Genomic DNA, 15,072 nt, shown 5'->3' with positions numbered 1-15,072 from the left:
TTTTTTTAGTTTTTGTATATGAGCTGACTAGTAAGCGACACCAATACGTTGGCGTGGGAACTTACCAGCTTCGAGCTCATCAATCATCGCGATAGCGTAATCGCTGACTGAAATTTTGCTGTTGCCATCTTCATCGGTGAGCAGTTGGTCGCCACCAGTACGGTAGGTCGATAGTTTCTCACCCGGGAATATTTCTGCTGCAGGGCTAACGAACGTCCAATTAACTTCACTGTTCGATTGCTTGAACACTTCAAGAGCTTCACCCTGTGCTAGCGCTTCGTTTTTGTAATCCGCGGGGAAATCAGGAACGGTTACTAACGGTACGTTTGGCGCGACTTCTAATGAGCCTGCACCGCCAACCCAAAGTAGGCGCTCGATACCGATGCTTGGTAATGTTGCCAGCAATTTAGTCGCAGTGTTTTTTACGATGTCGTGATTACCCAAAGCACGTCCGCCAATTGAAGTAATTACTGCATCAACGCCGGATAGTGCATTTGCTAGACTTGCGGCTTCGTCTTGTAAATCAAACGAACGAACCTCAATATCATTATTTTCTACGCGGCTTGCATCTCTTACGACAGCAACTACATCGTGACCACGAGATTCAGCTTCTTGAGCGATGTGACTACCAATCCAACCTGATGCGCCTAATACTGCAATTTTCATAATGTCTCTCCAATTATCTAATTTATTAAGTCGTTTTCTCGACAGCCATTGCAGTCTAATAGCTCACTAGGTTGCGATAAATATCGCAAAATGATGTAGATTGTATCCATATAGTGATCTAATAAGATTCGATTAGCTGCTAAACAGTTCAAGGAGAGTGTGATGGATAGGTTGACGGCGATGCGCAGTTTTGTCGAAGTTGCGAATTGTGCCAGTTTCACTCAGGCAGCTGAGCATTTGGACATGAGCCGATTACAGGTTTCACGCCATGTTCAAGAGATAGAAGGGTGGTTGAAGCAGAGGCTATTGCACAGAACTACTCGAAAGGTGAGTTTGACGGCAGCAGGGGAAATTGCTCTGCAGCGCTGCGAAAAAATTCTCCACGAAACCGCAGAGCTAGAAGTCACTTCACTCAATCAAACCGACGATCTTTCAGGGGTGATTCGAATTGCAGCACCCATTGGTTTAACTCAAAACATGTTGTTGGATGTGGTCGAACAGTTTACGGAGCGCCACCCTAATATCACGGTTGAGCTGTTTGCTTCGGATCGTTTTGCTCAGCTGGTGGATGAAAGAATCGATATTGCGCTTCGCTATACCGATCAACCTGACGATAGCTTGATTGCCCGAAAGCTAATGGAAATCGATTCGGTTGTGTGCGCCTCACAAAACTACCTAGACAAACACGGTGAACCTGAAACGGTTGAAGCGCTTAGACAACACAATTGTTTTCGCCATTTGAGTGTTTCTAAGTGGGATTTCGTTAAGGATAACCAGCATTATTCGGTTGAAGTGTCTGGCACTATCAAGGCTAATGATGTTGGAGTATTAACTCGCGCCGCGCAGCATGGAAAAGGGATAGTTCGTTTACCTTGTGACTTAGCGAATCCATTGATTGCGGATGGTAAATTGAAATGGGTATTGGATGGCTTTGTTTCACCAAGCAGCGTACTTTGGGCGGTGTATCTATCTCGCAGTTATCAGCTCCCTATTGTTCGTCAGTTCATTGATTTTGCAGCAGAAGCTTGGTCTAGTGATATTAAGTCTGGGGATGTTTGAAGCTATATATCCTAAGTACACAAGTACACAAGTACACAAGGCATAAACGTATAAATACAAAAATCCGATATCAAAGGTGATATCGGATTTGAACTCAATAATTCAGAGTTCCAGCACGCTCTCCTCTCACGAAGTCTTTACATATAATGATGTACGGATAATCGGGTATTTATCACCTTTTCGTTGGTGTCTGGTAAAGGCTGATACAAGCTTCTAGTAATGTCGGATAATACTTGGTCGTAAACTTGCGACACGACGCTAGATATATCACTGGTTAATTCATACATGCTATCTGACGGTTGGGTCGCTTCGGTGCTTGATGCGATCTCTGTGAGTGCATGCATCGCTCGTGTGCATACTGGTGATCCACTGCTAATAGGGCAGATAATCGATAATTGGTTGAGTTTTCTGTGTGTCTGAGATGCGTAGAATTTGAATCTCGCATACTCCTCAGGCTTCTCCATATCAGGTATGCACATACGTAACTTGGTCAGGATTTCCATGCAATCCAAGATCTGTTGCCAGTTCATGTGGTACTCGCGGCTCATGTCTTCTCGTTCAGACTGAATCAACCAAATGATCATCACCTCATCCATTAAGAACATGCTGTGACGAATCGTTTTGCCATGAATTGATTGGTTACGCACCAAGCTACGGTTTTGCCAGTCGCTGTGCATGGCGATGAGCTTGAGGTGATAGATGCGATACATAGGACGGCTATCGAACGACACATGGGATTGAAGCAGTTCAGATACCTCAAGTATGTTGTCGTAAATCTCATTCACTTTGCGAATCGAGTCGCTAGACAATTTATACGCCAGAGCATAATGCGTTGCTGCACGATGTTTGCGTGATAACAACAATAACTCTCTGAGCAGAACCAAGGTTTCAAACCTGTGTGATAGCGCCGTTTGTCTCTTCCTTGAAAAATGAAATAGGGCAGCAAGTACTGCTATGGATAAACCAACTGAAATAATTACAAACATATTTAACTCCTAATATGTGCATACCTACTTAGTGGTAGTGCAGACACCATGCCAAAATTAATAAGTGTTATATTTCAGTGATTTATGTTTTTTCTTTATTTATGGATGTTCAATAATGGTGCATGACTTCACCATTCGAGTGAATTTTTCTCATATTTTGCAGGATTTTTTGAGAGGTTACGCTTTTCTAGGGATTAGGCTGGGGAGGTTTCGATGGGGAGTGACACTTCGGCGATCCATCTCTAGCTCGTCTAAAAATACGGAAATTAAAAAGGCCTCACCCTTTATATACTTTTAACTAAAAAAAGCAGTAAGAGTGAAGCCTTTCAATGTTCATTTCTAAGTTTACTTACCTTCAATGCTAAGTGTTTAGCATTGAGGAATAAACTAAACGTTATGCAAGCTTAAGGTCGAACTCAGTACGGTACATAACCATATCTTCAATGGTCAGTACTGGCATGTTGTGTAGTTTACCGAAAGCAACGATCTCTGGCGCTTTTGCCATTGTGCCGTCTGGGTTGGTTACTTCACACAGTACACCTGCGGATTGAAGACCTGCCATTTGCATCAGATCCACAGTACCTTCTGTGTGGCCGCGGCGAGCAAGTACACCACCTTTGCGAGCACGTAATGGGAATACGTGGCCAGGGCGAGCTAGGTCAGTAGGCTTAGCTGTTGGGTTTGAAGCTGTCTTGATCGTTGTTACACGGTCAGCGGCAGAAACACCTGTCGTTACGCCAACTTTCGCTTCGATAGTTACGGTAAACGCAGTTTGGTTTGCGCTGTTGTTATCAACAACCATAGGTGGAAGTTCAAGTTGGTTTGCTTGCTCGTCAGTTAGACACAGGCACACAATGCCGCTGCATTCGCGGATCATAAGCGCCATTTGAGCATTGGTTAGGTGTTCTACTGAGTAGATGATGTCGCCTTCGTTCTCGCGATCTTCATCGTCAAGTAAAAGTACGCCACGACCTTCGCGTAGAGCTTGCAGTGCGTTTTCAACGCGAGTGATTGGTTCGCCAAATTCGGCAAGTAGTGAAGACTGATTCATGGTTAAACTCCTAAAATATCACCAGAATCAGGGCTGTATGAGGGATCTCAACCGAGCACAACAAAGCCGACTCATTACAAGAGGCTTGTACCAATCGTAGTAAACAACTGGTCATTCTAGCTGGTTAAAACCCTTGATAACGGCGTTAAAATTTTTGACTGTAGAATAACTACTTATCGAAAAATTTTGCCTTGTTCTCAAGCGTTTTTCCTGCGCTATCTCTGATCATTTATTTACTGTGATTGGTATTAGCTCATTATGGTTTTATCCAAAACGAAATGCACCCGCCTAAGTTGGAGGCATGAACCCAACTCACGCGGGTACGCCTTTCCAACTTAAACGAGTGTGTTTTCATTCTCTCTCATCCGGACTATGACCGTCGGCTCTGGCATCTCACCAGATCTGCTGACCTCGACGAATCGAGCGCTCGCGGGCTTATCTTTAGATTTTGCTAAGGACATACCGCCGGTGGGGAATTTCGCCCCGCCCTGAGAATAAAAATTAATAATCTGTTTTGCTTTTGAAAGCAGACCAGATGGTAATCCTTTCAATAATGGATTTAAAGGACTGACAGCAAAGTTTTTAAGATTCTGGCCTTATAATCCGGTAAGTGTTCACTTTATCATCAGAACGCGTCAGTCAGTCTTTAGTGGGATGATGCCTTTGCCTCGTCTGGTTTCAGTGGTCTTTGCTGTCTCTATGAACATAAGTGGATGGTGAACATTATTGATGCTGGTGTGGCAGTTCACCGAATCAATACTCAATAGGTCTATTAATCGAATATTGTTACACCATGACGGCTTGCTGACCGTTTTGACATAAAATTGATGTTGGCGATGCTAAGCTGCGATAGCATCCGACCACTTTATCCAAAAGATCTTAGCCATGACTTCTCTGTTCTCTAACAAATCCAAAGGCTTATTACTGCTCGTTCTAAGTTTGTATTCTCTCGTACCCTTTTTGATCTTTGGATCGGACTTTGACCTTGGAAGTGCGGTTTTGCCTTTCTATGGCGCCTTCATGACGTTCGTGACTTACTCGGCGGGTAATCAAGGATTCTTGGTCACGTTAGCTGTTTTGTCTTTGGCATTACTCACGATGAAGTTTTGCAAAGCTAAGCTAGTCAGCCTTTGTCTGCAGCTTGGCTTGTTGTTGGTGCTTAGCTTTGCAGCGAAAACCTTCTTAAAGCATTCTACAGAAAGCCCGCGTCCTTATTCTGAGTATTTGGTGACGCAAGAAGTGGTTGAAATGCCAGAAGTGTTTTATGAACTGCCACTGGTTGAAAAGAACGCAGCGATTGCATCTGTGCAAGATAAGGTGAGTGAGTGGCGAACGCGTCATTGGTTGGGTGAGACGGACTATTCTTTCCCATCTGGACACATGATTTTTGTTGGCGTGTGTTTGGCGTTCTTTGGTGGTTTGTTCCTAGAAGCGAAACGTTTTTACTTAGTGGGCGGCTTACTGGTTTGGGCTGGTGGTGTTGCTTATAGTCGTGTTTGGCTTGGTATGCATCGACCTGAAGATTTGGCGGCGTCTATTGCCTTTGCAGGTCTTATCTATCTATTGGTGCCAGTGGTTCCAACACAAAAGATAGAACCTTTACTGCCTAAGTTTTTAAGAGCGAATTAAGCTTTTAAGAACCACCTAGTTTCTATGCAGCATTTGAATCCGTAATAAGCATTTAACAAGCAGAAATTGTGATTATTGATTGAGACCGAGTTCTGCTTGTTTCTTTTTGGTTAGTCCTAAAGAGACAATTCGGTGTGACTCCGTGAGGTAGTATCTCAGCTCCTCATCTCTTTCTGGTGTGCTATCAAACAGCTGAATCCATTTCATACCACGCGAAGCAAAGTAGGGAGCAGGTTTATAACCGGGCTCCTCTTTCAGAAAGTCGAAATTCTGATCGGACGCTTTGAAGATAAACGCAGGCTCGTCGTTCGGCCCCCAACCTCCAATCGCAAATACCTTCCCACCCACTTTCCAAACGTGAGAGTTATTCCACTGCATCACATAGCTGGTGGCAGGTTGTGACTCACAAAATGCATTGAACTCGTCGTATGTCATAGAGCGCCCTTTCAATCGTTTGGTGTTGAATCTGTGTGTTTGTTGCTTTATCGATGTTTCTGCTTCTAGCCAGCTAAGCCTTGCCAAATGGCAGTAAAGCCGCTGATAGAACATAGCAGTAAAGAGCCGATACGAATCTTTTCTTTAGGAATGCTTTGCGTCGTCATTAATGCCACTTTGTAACCCAACCAAGCCGCAGGAAGCAACGGGATTGTGATGATCAAATGGTGCATCGTGAAGAAACCAATTGGGATCTGTACCAGTAATGAAATGATAGAACTAAACACGAAAAACGCAGAAAGATTGCCACGAAGCTGATTCGCATCTTGGTGTTGAAGTAGTAGTGCCATTGGTGGACCACCAATACCAGAACTGGTGCCGAAGAATCCTGAGAAGAATCCCGCGATGCCCATCTTGGTCGGTGTCGGCTCTAACCTAAACGGCAGCAAGCTGACAATCACCGCAAATACCACCAACAAGCCTAACCAAAGTGATAGCACGCTCGTTGAAACCATCACTAATAAAGCACCACCTGCAATCGAACCTGGAATACGGCCAAGCAGTGCAATTTTTAATCCGCCGATAGAAATGTTTGCTCGGTGTTTAAACGCATTGAATATAGAAATGAACAGGCCAACGAGACAGATAGGTGCGGGTACATACTCTGGCGAGACTAAAAACAACAACGGGGCAGCCACAATAGCCAAACCAAAGCCGATAGCTGTTTGCACAAATGAGCCGACAAAAATGAGTGCCATCGCGATTAGGGCGGTCTGATCTAGGTATTCCATAAGCCTGCGGATTAGTTTTAAAGGAGCGAACGAATACTATAAAGTAAAACGGCGGAAATAGTCTTATTATTCAGTGAGGTTTATGCAAATATCGAATGTTATTATTGTCGACATAACGACTAACAAAAAAGCGAGTGAACATATCAGGATACTTCCTTTCAATACTCACTCGCTTTATTGGAACGACTTGTTGCTTACGCTAGTGGGGGAGTCAGCATAAAACGTTAAGCCATTGCCAATTTGATTCGCTCAATCGGCTTGTCATTGATAGGCAAATGGATAAGTGCTGCTGCAAATGCCAGTACCACCGTCGACCACCAGATTGGCTCGTAAGATCCGTAGTAATCGTAAATACGACCGCCAACCCAAGCGCCTAAGAAGCTACCCACTTGATGAGTAAAGAACACCAAGCCGTACAACGTCGACAGGTAACGAGCACCAAAGATCTGACGAACTAAACCAGACGTTAACGGAACTGTACCCAACCAACAGAAACCAATCGCTGCACCAAAGATAGCTGCGGTTGATTCCGTTACTGGCAGAGTCACAAACGCACCAATAACCACAGTACGAACTAAGTACAGTGCCGACATTACATGACGCTTGCTGAACTTGTCGCCCATCACACCCCAGAAATAAGACCCGAAGATGTTGAAGATACCCACATAAGCCAGTGCCATTGCTGCGCTGCTCGCGGGTAGGTTTTTGTCGGCTAAGTAACTCGGTAAGTGCGTCGCAATGAACATCACGTGGAAACCACACACGAAGAAGCCTGCATGAATTAACCAATAACTTTTGTTCGCAAATGCTTCAGACAGCGCTTCTTTTAGTGTTTGGTTGTCTTCTACTTGTTTATTGGTTGTCGATTTCGGCGCTCGCATAAACAGGGCAAAAGAGATCATCAAACAACAAAGCACGCCAAATACTTGCATCGCACTTTGCCAATCGAATTCATTCAACATGTATTGCGCGCCCGGAATCACCGCGAACATACCAAACGAACCTGCGGCTGTGGTTAAACCAAATGCCTTAGCCGCATGCTCCGCAGGTACTACTTTTGCTACTGCGCCTAACACAATCACATAGCTTGTTGCACTTAGTCCAAGGCCAACCAGTGCGCCCAATGAAACGTAAAGCATGCTTGATTCGGTAGAAATTGAGGTAAGAAGTAAACCCAAACCGTAAGCACATGCGCCAGCAATAATGATGCGTCTTGCTCCCCATTTGTCAGCAGCCATACCAACAAAAGGTTGGAACATACCGAACAACAGGTTTTGTAGAGCAATAGCGAAGCTGAAAAACTCTCGACCCGTGCCGAAATGATCTGAAATTGGCATCATGAAAATGCCGAATGATTGTCTGATCCCTAGACTGATAATAAGTGTGCCGATCCCAAGCCATACCAGTAAAGGAAAACGGAAAATGCTCATTCTAATACTCTTAAATTAATGGTGGTGATGTGAGTGGTCTTGCGCTGACATGTCTTGGTCAGTCATCTCATGGTGGTGTTCGTGCCCAGAATGATCATGCCCTGACTGCTGGTGGCACCCACTGCTTACGGCATGCTGAGCCAGAAGATCAATCAATGGCTGACTGTGATGCACAATAACCAAACTAATGACGAGAAATAGCGTCATTCTGGCCAGTTGGGCAAAAAGAGATTGTGAAAACATAAGGTGTTTACATGCGCTCAATGTTGTAAGAAGTCGCGCATCATAATGACGAGTGAGGTATGTATCAAATGACCATTTGTGATTTAGTCTATGCGTTTTATGCATAGATCTATGCATGGTTTTATGCGTTGCTAGATTTAGGGCGAAACGTGACCAATAATTCGGAAAACTCGAGGTTTGTTGGTTAATAGATAGAAGTAGGTAATTAAGAATGAAAGTCCAAATACAAGATTATAACTGTCTGTTTAAGCGAAGATTTCACAAAACTGTAAAAACTAATATACAAACTAATTATTAAGTAACATTGGCTGTTCACTCGACTTATCTGTCAAACATCGTAAATTTGGGCGTAAATCGTTTCAAAACTACTGAAACGCGATGTTAAAAGATTCAGGGAGAGTCATTCACATGGATAAAGATCATAACCTTCACGAAAACTTATTGGCACTGATCTTAGGTAGCGCATTAGTTTCACTCGGCGTTATCTTTTTCAATCAAGTCGGTTTGCTCACCGGAGGCACGGCTGGTCTAGCAATCTTCATTACCAAAGTGACAGACTTAAGCTTTGGCCAAGTGTTCTTCGCACTTAACTTACCTTTCTATATTTTGTCGGTCGCTCGTATGGGATGGCGCTTTACCATCAATACGTTTATCGCAGTTTCGATTGTTTCGTTCGCCGTGGATCACTTGTATCATGTGATTCAGATTGCTGAAATTCATGCATTGTATGCAGCGTTAATTGGCGGTGGCCTTATTGGTACCGGCATGCTGGTGATCTTCCGTCATAAGATGAGCTTAGGTGGCTTCAACATTCTGGCACTGTTCTTACAAGAACGTTTTGGAATTCGCGCGGGCAAGGTTCAGATGGCATTAGACTGCACGATTGTTGTGCTTTCACTGTTTATTGTTGATGTGTCACTGGTTCTACTGTCTGTGCTTGGCGCAATAGTCACCAACTTGATTCTAGCGATGAACCATAAACAGGGACGCTATCAACCGGTCGTCAAAGCGGAAGCAGCGTAACTAAGTCCGCACAAGTACTAGGTTCGCTCAAACACTAGGCTAGCTTAAGCAAAGTGATTTACAGATTCTGAAAACAACAAAGCCAGCATCAATTGCTGGCTTTGTTCTATTTGAATAACGGGTTCGAGTTAGCTATTTGCTATTAGCAGTTACTGCAATCGTTGTCTGGCTTGAGCTCGCAGTCAATCACATTGCCTTGTTGGTCAAGTGACAGGTTACAGCACTCTTCAAACAGGTTCTTAAGATCTCCGCGACTTTTCTGAACGCGAGACTTAACCGTTGAATAGCTGACGTTTTGCGCCTCTGCGATCTCTTTCTGGCTTTGGCCTTTGATGTCGACAGCGAGCAGTAACGATGAACTTTGTTCTGGTAGCGCCTGAATAAAGGGTTCGATACACAATGAAAGCTTCTGTTTGAACTCAGAGTTGTGGTCTAAATCGGTGAACCATAGATCTTCAGCATCAATTTGGCTGTCACGTTGTTGTCGAGCATGTTTACGATAGAAGTCGATAATGGTGTGATTGGCTAATTGGAATAGCCACGATTTTACGCTGCTCGCATCTTGCACCTTATCTAAGTTCTGATAAGTCTTAATCAAGATCTCTTGCAGTAAGTCGTCTACATCAGCGGTGTTGTTGACCTTGGAATGCAAGAATGACTTTAACGCTTGCTGATATTCAGCCCAAACTTGTTCCAAATTCAAAGATGTCCTATTCAAAGGGGCCTTATTCAAAGGAGCACTAGTTGCACTGTTCATTCACGCAACACTCGTCTTGTAGGAAATCAATCACGCCTTCTAGGCATTCATACTCTGCTACGCAAAATAGGGTTCTTCCCTCACGTCTTTGGCTGATTAGGCCTGCCGACGCTAGGCTTGAAATGTGGTGAGACAAGGTAGAACCAGGAATACCCAGCTCTTCTTGTAGGCCGCCAACTGCAATGCCTTGGTAGCCAGCTTTAACGACACTCTTATAAATAGTTAGGCGAATAGGGTGACCCAACTCTTTAAGTGCTTTCGCAACGACTTCTAAGTTCATATTAACTCCTCAAGATTTAATTTCGATATTAGTCGAAATGTAAGCTAAATACAAATGTAAAAAGTGTGATTCTATAAGTCATTGAAAATCCGTTCTTTTGAAACTCAATTCGATTTTTATCGAAATAAAGCTTGATCTGTTACGAAATATTTCTATAATTCGAGAATATTCGAAATTAAGGGTTGGTTACTTTCCTCATAGAGTCCGGCCTTAAATCCAGTTTGGAGTTAATTATGAGCAATGAAATGTTAACAATGCTGAAAGACGCGCTTGATATGTTCGCTTTCTTAGCAGTAGAGCTAATCATCCTTTTCTTGGCGATCAGCTACATTGTTGGGATTCTGCAAGAGTTTCTTACGCCGGAAAAGATTCAATCTATCTTGAGCTCACGTAACGGTAAGGGCTATGTGGTTGCAGCACTATTGGGTGCAATTACGCCTTTCTGTTCATGTTCGACGATTCCTTTCCTTAAAGGATTGCTGCGTGCACGAGCAGGTTTTGGTCCAATGATGGTGTTCCTATTCGGTAGCCCACTATTGAACCCTGTGATCATTGGTTTGTTCGTGATTACGTTCGGCTGGCAAGTTGCAGTGTTCTACTTCTTAGTCGCAATGACGGTATCGGTAGTGGCAGGTTACGCACTTGAGAAGCTTGGCTTTGAGCGTTACGTAAAACCTGAAGCGTATGAATCGACAGGTTCTGCTTCAAGCTGTGGCACTAGCTGTGGTGATTCTGCTCCTAAGAAAGCAGCGCCAGCGAAGGCAGAATCTTCTTGTTGTACAAGTGCATGTGGTGAACCTGCACCTGTAATGGCAAAAGAAACATCTTGCTGCGATTCGAAAAAAGAAGAGCTACAAGTCACTGTTTCATGCTGCTCAACGGATGGAAGCGCAACGGCTGAAATCGTAGAGAAGAAAGAGCCTAGCCGTTGGATGAGAATTTGGTTCTCAACTTGGAAAGACTTCAAACAAGTTTTCCCTTACCTAATGATGGGTATCGCGATTGGTTCATTCATCTACGGTTTCATTCCTACAGACCTAATTGCAGAATACGCTGGTGAAGGTATGTGGTATGCGATTCCTGTAGCGGCTGTGATTGGTATTCCATTGTACATTCGTGCTGAAGCGGTAATTCCATTAAGTGCTGCTCTAGTTCAGAAAGGTATGGCGCTAGGTTCGGTAATGGCATTGATCATTGGTAGTGCGGGTGCAAGCTTGACAGAAGTTATCCTGCTCAAATCAATCTTCAAAAACCAAATGATTGCAGCATTCCTATTCGTTATCCTAAGTATGGCGATGGGTGCAGGCTTCCTATACAGCTTCATCTTTGGTTAATCAGATCTGATTACGAGATAGCACCATCGATAACAAGACATCGATAATAAAAAAGAGCTCACATAGTTGAGCTCTTTTTTTGTTTAGGTTGTTCCGCCTTGAAATGGGATTAACAAAGCATGATTATCAGACGGCGTTTGGCAGCGCAGCCGAAGTACCGTATGCAGCGAAAGCATTGGTGGCTAATACATCACAGTGATGACGATTAATGGCATCGCCGTAATTGTTAGTGATTCCGGGGAACTGAAAGCGATACATTGGAATACCATAGCGACGCTCTCTCTGCTGACCGATTCGATCTTTGCTTGTCCATAACAGTCGGTTCTTTGCGGTGTAAGTCATGCCGTGCATTTTGTTGAAGTATTCTTCATTATTGCGCATTTGCTCGTATAACTCGATGATGCGTTGCCTAGAAAAGTTCAACGTCGAGTTTGCCTTGAGTTGCGTTCCCCAGCCCGTTAATACCTTTTCCATGAAGTCTCGGGTAACAAGTCCAGGGCCAGTAAGTAAACCCGAACCTTTACTTCCGCCAGAGGTATTGGCATTGCCTACCAAAGTGCCGTGTCGGCCTGGCATGTAGGTTGTGTAATATTTAGTGGAAGGGGACAAGCGCGGCATTCTCGCTTTGAAAGCCAATGAGCGTTCGTCTTCAGCAAAAACACACACGATCTGTTTGACGTTTTTTCCCAGTAATTTGTAATCCTTGAATGCGTTCATCCCACCGGGCACGGGATCACACGCAAAAATGTTGACTGGAATATGACTTAGCTTGGGATCTTTGAGCATTCGGTTCGCCAATTCAAAACAACTGACCCCACCTCGGCTCCAACCTACGATGTTAACTTGGCTAATGGGTTTGGTTTGGCGTTCAATTGCAATGTTTTGTTGGCGAGCGGCAATTCCTTGTTTTAAGTCTGCAGCTAGAGCTTGTGAATCTTTCAACCAATCTTGATATTTTTGGTTAGTCGCAAAAGGCCAAGCTGACTTTTCTGGACGAGATTCACTAAGCAGCCCTTTCGCTCGTTTCATATAGTCATTCTTATCTTGTTGGCTTCCGCGCAAGATGTTCAGTACATGGCGCATATTGCTGTCGATGCCTTTGCCTAGCAATGTTCCCTTAACTCCAGAATAGGTGTCGTCCTTGCCTTGCTTCAACCACTCATTCTGATTCCCACTACCAACCCCATCCACTTGAATGTAGTCAATCATGTCTCTGCCCGTTGCATTCTTCGCTAGCGTCGAAATCAATTCGCCAGAAACATAGTTTTTGTGATTGTTGTCTTCTGAGTTTGAGCCTGTGCCACAGAAGAATACGGTTAATACGCTCATCCTTTGCCTTTAACACGATTAATTAAGATTGGAATCAGTATAGAAGTGATATGAGAAATTTATAAGATTGAATGAGTTAGAGAGAGGCATTGCTCCGAGGTTTAATGCAACAAAGCTGAAAATAGCGAAATGATTACAGGTCACTATGTAGTAAAGAAGTAGTAACGAAAGGTTTGGCATGCGAGGGGTAAGACAATATAAAACCCAACGGAAGGCTGGGTTTTAAGGGATGTTGCTTAATAAGTGGTGGCAGAGAATCAGAAGTCTCTTAGATCAAGCTCATTGTTGATTAATACAACACACTGAGAAGCGAACAACATGTTTGGACCTAAGCTGATTTTCTCTGTCCCTAAGCGCTTCAAGCTGTTGTAGCTTTTCTTCGGCATAGGGATATGGTCAGTTAGAAGGAAACATGGGTTTTCCGCAATCTCTGCGTCACGGATAAAGTCGCCTTTCTTATCCATCATGTACAGCTGGTGGTCTTCAGCCAGTTCTTTAACCAACTTTTCAAAGCTCATTGTACGAACAGTGATGCCCGGTTCAACCTGACGAGTTTGCTCTTTCGTCATACCTTGAGAAGCTTCAACCGCACGCACTACCGCTGATAACAATGCAGACTCATGAAAGCCACCAATGTTGGTGATTTCATTTGAATCGAATGTAATGGTACGTGAAAAGTCTTTAGTACTCTCTAGCACAAGGTGCACAGTCACATTCTCACGGTGAGATTGAGCAACGAAGATCGTGTTCATCAGAGTATGAGCCAGAATCTCGGTATGAGCATCTTGTCCAACACCTTCTAAGATAAGTTTACTCTCTGTCGGGGCTGCGCGAGCGCGTAATACAAATGAACGCATGGAATGTACCTTGTCAGTATGTGATAAAGCGAAACAGGCTTTATCAGCATGAATTGATGAATAACCAAAATTATGGCGGTATGTAACTCTTTTCTATTAATGAAGTCAAATGGAGTTATGTATAGTACTGATCAGAAGAGCTTTACGTATTAAATAGAGAGTGACCACATTACAAGATGGTAAAGGTTGAAGCGAACCAAGGTTTACATAGATAGTATGCGCAAATTATTAGGTGACTTACATAAGGAAGTAGTCGATGAAGTTACAGAAGATTAATAAAGAAGAATATAGAAAGAAGATGAACCTACTGTTGGTTTCATTGGTTGGGTCACTCGCCTTGTTTGCCATCGTATTCGGTAGCATTCTGATTGAACTTTTTGGTTCAGCTGGATCCGCTAGTGGGGAAGCGACAGGCAATTTCCATTTGAATGTACTCGGGGTGATTTTATCAGTCGCCTTGAATGCGTTTATTGCGAGTCGTGTGAAAGGGCATGATTACTTTAAAGAGGCGCTTTATGTGTGGAACCTTAAACAAGTTCACAATCAAATCTATCGTAAGCTTAAGCGTATTCAACCAAAAGCTGAGCAAGGCGATCGAGAAGCGTTAACTATCCTTTACTTCTATTACACTACGCAAAAACAGGTATACGACCTAGATAACAATACATTGACGATAAAAACGGTTCAGCAATCACTAGATAACATAGTAGAGTTAGGTGAAAAGTGGAGTATCGAACTGGATATAGAGGCATTCTCGAAAGATCTAGTCGCAAAATTCTAAGTTATATGCTCTTGATTGTATGAGCTTTAACCTGTGAAAGAGGGTTTTGATGTAAAAGTAGCCGCTTAAGCAACTTTTTTGAATTTTTATTAAAATAGGGGTTGCCATGTTTTCGATGATCTCTATAATGCCGCCTCACTGACACGGCAGATGCCACAAGGCTTCAGCGGTAATCAGTAAGACGGAAAGTTCGAAAGAAATTAATTTTAAAAAGTGTTTGACACTTAAGATTAAATCGCTAGAATTCACGTCCGCTTTCAAGGGTTTCTTTGTAAAAAGAAAGTTTCGATAAGCAAAGCTCTTTAACAATTTAAACCTATCAATCTGTGTGGGCACTCGTTGATGAATATCAAACGTCATTCTCAGGAATGACAGTTACTTCGGTAACAAATTGATTTCAATGAACTGAGTGACCAATACG

Annotated in this window: 16 protein-coding genes and 1 riboswitch; of the genes, 6 read left to right on the top strand and 10 right to left on the bottom strand. The window is 43.4% G+C overall.

Annotated elements, in window-relative coordinates:
* Window positions 1-27 precede the first annotated feature (27 nt).
* Window positions 28-666 carry an NAD(P)-dependent oxidoreductase gene (locus BCT49_RS16195; RefSeq protein WP_102436591.1) on the bottom strand — a complete coding sequence of 213 codons (639 nt, stop codon included), beginning with the start codon at window positions 664-666 and terminating at the stop codon, window positions 28-30.
* 162 nt (window positions 667-828) lie between these two features.
* Between BCT49_RS16195 and BCT49_RS16190 the strand changes: the two genes are divergently transcribed.
* Window positions 829-1,725 (top strand): LysR family transcriptional regulator, encoded by an 897-nt coding sequence (locus BCT49_RS16190; protein WP_102436588.1) that lies wholly within the window; start codon window positions 829-831, stop codon window positions 1,723-1,725.
* A gap of 137 nt (window positions 1,726-1,862) precedes the next feature.
* Here the strand turns inward: BCT49_RS16190 and BCT49_RS16185 are convergent, their stop codons facing one another.
* Both BCT49_RS16185 and ribB read right to left on the bottom strand, forming a co-directional pair.
* A complete protein-coding gene (locus tag BCT49_RS16185) occupies window positions 1,863-2,711 on the bottom strand; it encodes a hypothetical protein (RefSeq protein WP_102436586.1) in 849 nt (282 codons plus the stop codon).
* A gap of 394 nt (window positions 2,712-3,105) precedes the next feature.
* Window positions 3,106-3,762, bottom strand: coding sequence for a 3,4-dihydroxy-2-butanone-4-phosphate synthase (gene ribB / locus BCT49_RS16180; RefSeq protein WP_102436584.1), 657 nt, complete (start codon window positions 3,760-3,762; stop codon window positions 3,106-3,108).
* A 349-nt stretch (window positions 3,763-4,111) separates the two neighbouring features.
* A riboswitch (FMN riboswitch) is annotated at window positions 4,112-4,262 on the bottom strand.
* 385 nt (window positions 4,263-4,647) lie between these two features.
* Here ribB and BCT49_RS16175 point away from each other — a divergent pair.
* Entirely contained in the window at window positions 4,648-5,391 is a 744-nt protein-coding gene (locus BCT49_RS16175) for a phosphatase PAP2 family protein (RefSeq protein WP_102436582.1), read from the top strand.
* Window positions 5,392-5,463: 72 nt separating this feature from the next.
* Here the strand turns inward: BCT49_RS16175 and BCT49_RS16170 are convergent, their stop codons facing one another.
* The 3 genes from BCT49_RS16170 to BCT49_RS16160 form a co-directional block, all read right to left on the bottom strand.
* Entirely contained in the window at window positions 5,464-5,826 is a 363-nt protein-coding gene (locus BCT49_RS16170) for an MmcQ/YjbR family DNA-binding protein (RefSeq protein WP_102436580.1), read from the bottom strand.
* A 65-nt stretch (window positions 5,827-5,891) separates the two neighbouring features.
* Window positions 5,892-6,617: a sulfite exporter TauE/SafE family protein gene (locus BCT49_RS16165; RefSeq protein WP_192891822.1), complete on the bottom strand. Its 726-nt coding sequence runs from the start codon at window positions 6,615-6,617 to the stop codon at window positions 5,892-5,894.
* 224 nt (window positions 6,618-6,841) lie between these two features.
* Window positions 6,842-8,047 carry an MFS transporter gene (locus BCT49_RS16160; RefSeq protein WP_102436578.1) on the bottom strand — a complete coding sequence of 402 codons (1,206 nt, stop codon included), beginning with the start codon at window positions 8,045-8,047 and terminating at the stop codon, window positions 6,842-6,844.
* A gap of 29 nt (window positions 8,048-8,076) precedes the next feature.
* Between BCT49_RS16160 and BCT49_RS26390 the strand changes: the two genes are divergently transcribed.
* Together BCT49_RS26390 and BCT49_RS16155 are read left to right on the top strand one after the other, a co-directional pair.
* Window positions 8,077-8,226, top strand: a complete 150-nt coding sequence (locus BCT49_RS26390; protein ID WP_185004447.1) for a hypothetical protein — start codon at window positions 8,077-8,079, stop codon at window positions 8,224-8,226.
* A gap of 472 nt (window positions 8,227-8,698) precedes the next feature.
* The gene (locus BCT49_RS16155; RefSeq protein ID WP_102436576.1) at window positions 8,699-9,313 is read left to right on the top strand and encodes a YitT family protein; all 615 of its coding nucleotides are present in this window, start codon (window positions 8,699-8,701) and stop codon (window positions 9,311-9,313) included.
* A gap of 142 nt (window positions 9,314-9,455) precedes the next feature.
* Here the strand turns inward: BCT49_RS16155 and sigZ are convergent, their stop codons facing one another.
* Together sigZ and BCT49_RS16145 are read right to left on the bottom strand one after the other, a co-directional pair.
* A complete protein-coding gene (gene sigZ / locus BCT49_RS16150) occupies window positions 9,456-10,070 on the bottom strand; it encodes an RNA polymerase sigma factor SigZ (protein WP_102436574.1) in 615 nt (204 codons plus the stop codon).
* Window positions 10,054-10,350 carry an ArsR/SmtB family transcription factor gene (locus BCT49_RS16145; RefSeq protein ID WP_004733042.1) on the bottom strand — a complete coding sequence of 99 codons (297 nt, stop codon included), beginning with the start codon at window positions 10,348-10,350 and terminating at the stop codon, window positions 10,054-10,056. Before BCT49_RS16145 ends, sigZ begins: the two co-directional genes overlap by 17 nt.
* 233 nt (window positions 10,351-10,583) lie before the next feature.
* Between BCT49_RS16145 and BCT49_RS16140 the strand changes: the two genes are divergently transcribed.
* Window positions 10,584-11,684, top strand: a complete 1,101-nt coding sequence (locus BCT49_RS16140; protein ID WP_102436572.1) for a permease — start codon at window positions 10,584-10,586, stop codon at window positions 11,682-11,684.
* A 126-nt stretch (window positions 11,685-11,810) separates the two neighbouring features.
* On the opposite strand, the gene BCT49_RS16135 is transcribed toward BCT49_RS16140, so the two are convergent.
* Both BCT49_RS16135 and trmY read right to left on the bottom strand, forming a co-directional pair.
* Entirely contained in the window at window positions 11,811-13,013 is a 1,203-nt protein-coding gene (locus BCT49_RS16135; RefSeq protein ID WP_102436570.1) for a hypothetical protein, read from the bottom strand.
* A gap of 257 nt (window positions 13,014-13,270) precedes the next feature.
* Window positions 13,271-13,870 (bottom strand): tRNA (pseudouridine(54)-N(1))-methyltransferase TrmY, encoded by a 600-nt coding sequence (gene trmY / locus BCT49_RS16130; protein ID WP_102436568.1) that lies wholly within the window; start codon window positions 13,868-13,870, stop codon window positions 13,271-13,273.
* A 256-nt stretch (window positions 13,871-14,126) separates the two neighbouring features.
* Between trmY and BCT49_RS16125 the strand changes: the two genes are divergently transcribed.
* Window positions 14,127-14,651 (top strand): DUF3087 family protein, encoded by a 525-nt coding sequence (locus BCT49_RS16125; protein ID WP_102436566.1) that lies wholly within the window; start codon window positions 14,127-14,129, stop codon window positions 14,649-14,651.
* Window positions 14,652-15,072: the final 421 nt, after the last annotated feature.

The organism is Vibrio lentus (assembly GCF_002875945.1).
GTDB lineage: Bacteria > Pseudomonadota > Gammaproteobacteria > Enterobacterales > Vibrionaceae > Vibrio > Vibrio apostichopi.
This window is presented reverse-complemented; position numbering and strand designations above follow the sequence as displayed.

Bases quoted from the DNA above. Each gene is read 5' to 3' on its own strand.
- BCT49_RS16155 (WP_102436576.1), top strand. From the start codon at position 8,699: ATGGATAAAGATCATAACCTTCACGAAAACTTATTGGCACTGATCTTA.
- BCT49_RS16135 (WP_102436570.1), bottom strand. From the start codon at position 13,013: ATGAGCGTATTAACCGTATTCTTCTGTGGCACAGGCTCAAACTCAGAA.
- BCT49_RS16145 (WP_004733042.1), bottom strand. From the start codon at position 10,350: ATGAACTTAGAAGTCGTTGCGAAAGCACTTAAAGAGTTGGGTCACCCT.
- BCT49_RS16125 (WP_102436566.1), top strand. From the start codon at position 14,127: ATGAAGTTACAGAAGATTAATAAAGAAGAATATAGAAAGAAGATGAAC.
- trmY (WP_102436568.1), bottom strand. From the start codon at position 13,870: ATGCGTTCATTTGTATTACGCGCTCGCGCAGCCCCGACAGAGAGTAAA.
- BCT49_RS16185 (WP_102436586.1), bottom strand. From the start codon at position 2,711: ATGTTTGTAATTATTTCAGTTGGTTTATCCATAGCAGTACTTGCTGCC.
- BCT49_RS16175 (WP_102436582.1), top strand. From the start codon at position 4,648: ATGACTTCTCTGTTCTCTAACAAATCCAAAGGCTTATTACTGCTCGTT.
- BCT49_RS16140 (WP_102436572.1), top strand. From the start codon at position 10,584: ATGAGCAATGAAATGTTAACAATGCTGAAAGACGCGCTTGATATGTTC.
- sigZ (WP_102436574.1), bottom strand. From the start codon at position 10,070: ATGAACAGTGCAACTAGTGCTCCTTTGAATAAGGCCCCTTTGAATAGG.
- BCT49_RS16170 (WP_102436580.1), bottom strand. From the start codon at position 5,826: ATGACATACGACGAGTTCAATGCATTTTGTGAGTCACAACCTGCCACC.
- BCT49_RS16190 (WP_102436588.1), top strand. From the start codon at position 829: ATGGATAGGTTGACGGCGATGCGCAGTTTTGTCGAAGTTGCGAATTGT.
- BCT49_RS16165 (WP_192891822.1), bottom strand. From the start codon at position 6,617: ATGGAATACCTAGATCAGACCGCCCTAATCGCGATGGCACTCATTTTT.
- ribB (WP_102436584.1), bottom strand. From the start codon at position 3,762: ATGAATCAGTCTTCACTACTTGCCGAATTTGGCGAACCAATCACTCGC.
- BCT49_RS16195 (WP_102436591.1), bottom strand. From the start codon at position 666: ATGAAAATTGCAGTATTAGGCGCATCAGGTTGGATTGGTAGTCACATC.
- BCT49_RS16160 (WP_102436578.1), bottom strand. From the start codon at position 8,047: ATGAGCATTTTCCGTTTTCCTTTACTGGTATGGCTTGGGATCGGCACA.